This is a genomic window from Methanoregula sp. (assembly GCF_002835825.1).
In the GTDB taxonomy this organism is placed as follows: Archaea; Halobacteriota; Methanomicrobia; order Methanomicrobiales; family Methanospirillaceae; genus Methanoregula.
In genome coordinates this window covers 1-5,584 of sequence record NZ_PIZH01000130.1, presented here as the reverse complement: position 1 = coordinate 5,584, position 5,584 = coordinate 1, and the positions used below count along the sequence as shown (strand labels likewise).

Here is a 5,584-nt window from a genome sequence, read left to right as displayed (position 1 = left end):
AACCGGAGCTTGTACGCGTCCTGCGCGAGGTGGGCGATACCTTTTGGAGGGGGCGAGAGCCAGTCCTTCCGGAGGGCCCCGGGAGCAAAGACCTTGCCATCGGGTATCTTCAGGGCCCGCTGGCGGAGCACGACCTCGCCCGACTCGTCCATGACAACCTCGTGCACCCCTTTTCCCGTGGTATAGGTCAGGCTCGTGAGCGGCCCGTAGAGCAGGTACATGGCCGCAACCATCGTAGATCCCTTTGCCAGCACGTGACCGGGATAGATCCCGATGATGGTGCCCACGCAGAGGTTCACATCGATCAGGGAGGATCCGTCAAGGGGGTCGATGACCACGCCGAACTGTGCCTTGGGTTCCTTCACCTCCACGATCGTCTCCTGCTCCTCGGTGGCAACATAGCGGGCAAGCCGGGACTCCCGTATCCCGTCCACGAAAACAGAGTCCGCGTACTTGTCAAGGGGCTGCTGCTCCTCGCCATACACGTTCTTTGTCTTCCCACCGTCCTTAGCCTTCCCGCCCGCAACCAGGAAACCTCTCCTGATGGCAGGGGCCCGGCTTGCTAAAAAGAGGATCAGTTCCGAAAGGTTCTTCTCCGTTCCTTCCCGTTCAAGGAATTCTTTGAGTTTCATGGTATACCGCCATCCCAATCAAAAGAATATTCAGCCGCAGGGGGGTCGATTGGGACCCCTCAGGTATGTAGTCGTTTGGCTGCGATCTTTATCAGGATTATTATTGATGAAAAACGTGAAGGTTCACGGAAAAAGTGGATAGGGTGGGGGCAGCTCAAGGAGGCAAGCCCCCTTGACCCCTCTTTTCATTTTTTCAAGGCTCGAGTACAACCAAGTTCCACGGGGCGAGGGTCGGAAAACCCCGAGCGCCCGTGGCTCCATCCCCATCTAACACATTCCCAAACAGGATTTCTATGGACAAAAACCAAAAATTGAATTGTCCCGGTCACTTACCGGGAGCACCTGTTCCTTTCTCATTCTCCGGCAGGTTGCCGAAGGTTACCTCCAGCACGCCGTTTTTCAGCGACCTTTTCATTGTCGCAGGGTCCACACCCACAACTTCGGCGGTTGTATGGTAATGGATGTCTGCATCTCCGGCATCGATAACGAGGGTCGTGCCCTTCAGGTCCAGCCGGACCGAGTCCCCCGTTATACCGGGCAGCTCAGCGATGACCATCGTCTCGTTACCGATATGATGGACTTCGGCAACCGGTTCACCGGTGCTGCGGGGGAGTGCGGGCTGGAATTCCGTCACATCCCCGGGCCCGTTGCCATTGTCGATGACAATGTGGTAGCCGTACATTTTTGATCCGCTGGTCGACATGTCCCGGCTCATCTGCGAGAAGAGCCGTGCGAACATCTCGTCCATCTGGTCGAACATATCCATGGGATCTCCTTTCATCTTTTTCACCTCGTTGTCTGCTTTTGCCTCACGCCTTCTCCAGTTTCTTTTCCAGCGACTCCGTGAGCTTCTTAAGCTCAGCAAAGTCCTTCTCCCGTGCATACACGGCCGTGCGGAGATCTGCGGTGAGTTTTTCATCGGCCTTCTTGTGGGCCATCCCGGCACGGGACAACAGCATGGAGGCCTTGTCGAGGGCGGTGCGCTGCTCCTGGTTGTAGAGCATCTCCCATGCCTGCCGTTCGGACTTCTCCAGGGTCTCTGCGTCGAGCGACCCCTTCACCTTCAGGAGCGCGGTATCGAAGTGCGCCCGGGTGAGCATGACGTTCTTGATCGCGTCTTTTCGCTCCTGCTCGCTCCGTCCGCCCATCTGGACAATGAAGTCACGCATCGCGGCCATCTTGGCCTCGCGGACCAGCGCCTCGATATCGGCACCGACATACCCTTCGGTCTGTTTCACGAGCGCATCGACTTCAACATCCTTCGAGAGGATGTTTCCGGTGTCCCCGCCCAGGTAGACCTCAAAGATCTTCTTCCGGCTCTCTTCATCGGGTGCCGGTACCCAGATATGCCGCTCGAGCCGGCCAGGCCGAAGCAGGGCATCGTCCAGCATGTCCGGCCGGTTGGTGGCCGCAAGCACGGTGACATTCTTGAGTTCCTCCATACCGTCGAGCTCGGTCAGGATCTGGGAGACCACGCTCTCGGTTACGTGCGAGGATCCCTGGTAGCTCCCGCGCTTGGGAACCAGGGCATCGATCTCATCGAAGAAGATGATCGACGGGGACGCCTGCCGGGCTTTCCGGAAGATCTCCCGCACGCCCTTCTCTGATTCGCCGACCCACTTTGACAGGAGCTCGGGACCCTTCACCGCGATGAAGTTGCATTCGCTCTCATTTGCGACGGCCTTTGCGAGTAGTGTCTTACCAGTGCCGGGCGGACCGAACATCAGGATGCCCTTCGGGGGCTTGGTCTGGAGCCGCTCGAAGACATCGGGGAACTTCAGCGGCCACTCGACAGCCTCCCGCAGCTCCTGTTTCACGTCCTCGAGGCCACCCACCTGCTTCCAGGTGATATCCGGCACTTCGACCAGCACCTCGCGCATTGCCGACGGTTCCACGTGTTTCCGTGCCTCGGCAAAGTCTTCGTTCGTGACCCGCAGTGCATCCAGTACCTCTGCCGGGATGTCCTCGTCAATCTTGATCTGGGGAATGATCTTCCGGAGTGCATGCATCGCGGCTTCCTTGACCAGCAGCGCGATATCGGCTCCGACAAAGCCATGGGTGGTGTTGGCGTACTCCTCGATCTTTACATCGTCTGCAAGCGGAACACCGCGGCTGTGGACCTGGAAGATCTCCATCCGGCCTTTCTTGTCCGGGATGCCGATCTCGATCTCCCGGTCGAACCGCCCGCCGCGCCGTAGCGCAGGGTCGATGGAGTCGGGGAGGTTGGTTGCCGCGATAACGATGACCTGCCCCCTGCCCTTGAGGCCGTCCATGAGGGAGAGCAGCTGTGCGACTACACGCCGTTCTACTTCGCCCTGCACTTCCGCACGCTTGGGTGCGATCGAGTCTATCTCATCGATGAAGATGATGGCGGGCGCGTTCTGTTGCGCCTCCTCGAACTTCTCGCGCAGGCCTTTCTCGCTCTCGCCGTAGTACTTGCTCATGATCTCCGGGCCGGAGAGCGTGATGAAGTGGGCATCCACTTCGTTTGCGACCGCCTTGGCTATCAGGGTCTTGCCGGTGCCAGGCGGGCCGTAGAGCAGTACACCCTTCGGCGGCTGGATCCCCAGGCGCTCAAAGATCTCCGGGTGGCGGAGCGGGAGCTCGATCATCTCGCGGACCAGCTGGAGCTCGCGGCCAAGGCCGCCGATATCCTCGTAGTGGATATCTGACATCTCCTGCTTGCCCTCTTCAGGCTTGTAGGCCTCCTCCTTGAGCTCGATCTCGGTGTCATCGGTTACAATGACCATGCCCTTGGGAGCAACCTTCGTGATGACAAGCGTGATGGAATTCCCGATCGCGTCCACGCGGACAGCCTGACCTTCCATCACCGGCCGCCCGCGCAACACGCGGGAAAGGTACTGCTCACCCCCAACGAGACGGATCGGTTGGGTAGGCTGGACAACGATCTTCTTCGCATATTCCGCCTCCGACTTGGAGATCTTGACCTTCTCGTCAATACCCGTGCTCGCGTTCCCGCGGATATTTCCGTCAATGCGGAGGATGCCAAACCCGGTATCCTGGGCGAACCCCGGCCAGACAATGGCAGCGGCTTTCTTCTTCCCCTGGATCTCGATCACGTCACCAGAGACGAGACCGATCTTCTTCATCACCTCAATGCTAAGGCGTGCAATCCCGCGACCGGCATCGTCGTGTGCAGCCTCCTTTACCGTAACTTCGGAGTAATCCTTTTCTGTCATCGTAAAACACCTCGTTCAATCAAGGTTTACCATTAGTTAGTGCTCTACAATATATAAAGATTGTGCACGAACCCAGTCCCCATAATTCGGGAAAATACGGCAGAGCCCGCCCATTCCCACCATTTCCGTGGCAGAATTGAACACAAAATAAACTGCGTTATTCCAATTCAACTTTACTTGTTTACATAACAAGCCAGATTTAATCCAGAATCGAAAAAACAAGCCTTTATCTGGTCTTTACGGCAACCAGTATGCCATGAGTATTGTCGCGGATGCCAAGAAGGGCATCATTACCGAAGAGATGAAGATCGTCGCAAAGCAGGAAGGGGTCACCGAAGACTTTGTCCGCCGCGGCGTTGCCGGCGGGCATATCGTTATCCCGACCTCCCCCTACCGTAAAGTGAAGATCTGCGGTATCGGCGAAGGGCTCCGGACCAAGGTGAACGCCTCAATCGGGACTTCGACCGATATTGTCAATATCCCCGAAGAGATCGAGAAGGCGAAGCAGGCCGAACTCGCCGGTGCCGACACCCTCATGGAACTCTCGACCGGGGGCGACTTCATGGAGATCCGCCGCCAGGTCATAGCCAACACCACGCTTTCCGTTGGCTGCGTCCCCCTGTACCAGGCATTCATCGAGGCCGCGATTAAGGACGGGGCCGTTGTCAACATGAAGGAAGACGACCTCTTCCGCATCACGGCAGAACAGGCAAAGGCCGGCACGAACTTCATGGCCATCCACACAGGCATCAACTGGGAAACGGTCAAGCGCCTGAAGAACCAGGGCCGCCACGGCGGGCTTGTCTCCCGGGGCGGAGCATTCATGACCGCATGGATGCTCCACAACGAGAAGGAGAACCCGCTTTACTCGGAGTTCGACTATCTCCTCGAGATCATGAAGGAGCACGAGGTAACCCTCTCGATGGGCAATGGTATGCGGGCCGGCGCAATCCACGATGCAACCGACCGTGCCGGTATCCAGGAGCTCCTCATCAACGCGGAACTCGCCGACAAGGCCCACAAGGAGAACGTACCGGTCATTGTCGAAGGCCCCGGCCATGTCCCGATTGACGAGATCGCAGCAAACGTCACCCTGATGAAGCGGGTAACGAACAACAAGCCGTTTTACATGCTCGGTCCCATTGTCACTGACATCGCACCCGGTTACGACGACAGGGTAGCCGCTATCGGCGCAGCCATATCCTCTTCGCTTGGCGCTGACTTCATCTGCTACGTCACCCCGGCCGAGCACCTCGCGCTCCCGACTCCTGAAGAGGTCTATGAAGGTGTTATCAGTTCGCGGATTGCTGCCCATGTCGGCGACATGGTCAAGTTGAAAAAGACCCGGGATCTCGATCTCGAGATGGGTCATGCCCGCCGCGACCTTGACTGGGAACGCCAGTTCGCTGTTGCGATGAACCCGGCACAGGCAAGGAAGATCCGGTCAGAGCGGATGCCCGCAGACACTGACGGATGCACAATGTGCGGCGACTACTGTGCACTCAAGATCGTCAGCAAACACTTCGATTTCTGATCCTCTCCCTTTTTTTGCCACGCACTTTTTTTGCCGGTGTTCCTGATAGAGGGGCATGGGCCACAAGCGGTCGCAATACACTCAAATAACCCCGGCAATAAATATTCCGGCACGGTGATCCTATCAGGGTGAATTTCGGCGGCTTTGTCCCGATCTCGACAACTGACTGGCGGGGCCACGCGGTCTGCACAATCTTTTTGCGAGGCTGCCCCCTGCGG

At 57.8% G+C, this 5,584-nt stretch carries 4 protein-coding genes; 1 reads left to right on the top strand and 3 read right to left on the bottom strand.

What is annotated here, in order from left to right:
• From CW742_RS06175 to CW742_RS06165, 3 genes are all read right to left on the bottom strand, one after another.
• The coding region (locus tag CW742_RS06175) for a fructose-1,6-bisphosphatase (protein WP_292417946.1) at window positions 1–632 on the bottom strand (632 nt) is incomplete at its 3' end.
• A gap of 325 nt (window positions 633–957) precedes the next feature.
• Window positions 958–1,413: an Hsp20/alpha crystallin family protein gene (locus CW742_RS06170; RefSeq protein ID WP_292417943.1), complete on the bottom strand. Its 456-nt coding sequence runs from the start codon at window positions 1,411–1,413 to the stop codon at window positions 958–960.
• A gap of 28 nt (window positions 1,414–1,441) precedes the next feature.
• Window positions 1,442–3,832, bottom strand: coding sequence for a CDC48 family AAA ATPase (locus CW742_RS06165; protein ID WP_292417940.1), 2,391 nt, complete (start codon window positions 3,830–3,832; stop codon window positions 1,442–1,444).
• A 256-nt stretch (window positions 3,833–4,088) separates the two neighbouring features.
• On the opposite strand from CW742_RS06165, the gene thiC reads away from it, so the two are divergent.
• Window positions 4,089–5,366, top strand: a complete 1,278-nt coding sequence (gene thiC / locus CW742_RS06160; protein ID WP_292417938.1) for a phosphomethylpyrimidine synthase ThiC — start codon at window positions 4,089–4,091, stop codon at window positions 5,364–5,366.
• The last annotated feature ends 218 nt before the right edge of the window (window positions 5,367–5,584 follow it).

Excerpts from the sequence above, each read along its gene's own strand:
- CW742_RS06165 (WP_292417940.1), bottom strand. The coding sequence starts at position 3,832 with ATGACAGAAAAGGATTACTCCGAAGTTACGGTAAAGGAGGCTGCACAC.
- CW742_RS06170 (WP_292417943.1), bottom strand. The coding sequence starts at position 1,413 with ATGAAAGGAGATCCCATGGATATGTTCGACCAGATGGACGAGATGTTC.
- thiC (WP_292417938.1), top strand. The coding sequence starts at position 4,089 with ATGAGTATTGTCGCGGATGCCAAGAAGGGCATCATTACCGAAGAGATG.